This window comes from Escherichia sp. XD33, from assembly GCF_019375075.1.
GTDB lineage: Bacteria > Pseudomonadota > Gammaproteobacteria > Enterobacterales > Enterobacteriaceae > Enterobacter > Enterobacter flexneri_A.
In genome coordinates this window covers 1-921 of the sequence record NZ_JAENDM010000227.1, presented here as the reverse complement: position 1 = coordinate 921, position 921 = coordinate 1, and the positions used below count along the sequence as shown (strand labels likewise).

1 protein-coding gene and 1 pseudogene are annotated in these 921 nt (G+C 43.6%); both read right to left on the bottom strand.

The features are described 5' to 3' along the window. Positions 1–107 precede the first annotated feature (107 nt). A pseudogene (locus tag K0778_RS26480) lies at positions 108–680 on the bottom strand (DUF4049 domain-containing protein); the annotation flags it as partial. Positions 681–696: 16 nt separating this feature from the next. Continuing rightward, positions 697–921: IS1 family transposase (locus K0778_RS26475; protein ID WP_024169623.1), on the bottom strand; the 225-nt coding region annotated here is incomplete at its 5' end.

The window sequence follows — 921 nt, the reverse complement described above, 5'->3', positions numbered from 1 at the left end:
GGCCATGGTGCGTGCGTTGAACAGGATGACAAAGGCTGGGATGCCAGAAAGCGTGCGTATTGCCTGAAAATCCAGCCAGCTACAGGGTCGTTCGCACGAAATCTTATTTATTCAACAAAGCCATGCTGGTAAGACTTCCAGGGAGTGGTTATCTCAGGCCCTGCACCAGGGTTAATTTGGCAATTATGCATGCTGAACATTCTTCCAGCATGTTTACTGTCACGGGCGTTAAGACCTAAAACTGTCCCCGTTTCGCCTATGCGTTCTCTTCCACCATTTCCGTTATGTGCAACAACTTGATTTATACCTAACATTTGTGAACATGCTAATAGTGCTTCAAGTTTAGGTCTGTAATCTGTCGAAACAGAAAAATAACGATTAAAGGATCGACAAGAGATAGCCCGGCTAGTTTTAAACTTTTTGCCATTAATTATAGCATGATGCTTTTTATTGATAATTGCCGCTAATTCGACCGGATCGAGAGCATTGGTCATTTCATCAATAGAGACTGTTATCGGTCCTATAATGTAACGTTTTCGCTGATCATCAAAAGTTATCCCATGATGATTTGCCATTATTTTGTATTTGGGGTCATAGAAACATACAGGATAATCTTTTATCCCAGAGTAGGTATCCTCATCGAGTGGTTTCATACGCGTGAAGTTCTGCATATAGTTACCAGGTAATGACTCCAACTTATTGATAGTGTTTTATGTTCAGATAATGCCCGATGACTTTGTCATGCAGCTCCACCGATTTTGAGAACGACAGTGACTTCCGTCCCAGCCTTGCCAGATGTTGTCTCAGATTCAGGTTATGCCGCTCAATTCGCTGAGTGTAACGCTTGCTGATTACGTGCAGCTTTCCCTTCAGGCGGGATTCATACAGCGGCCAGCCATCCGTCATCCATACCACGACCTC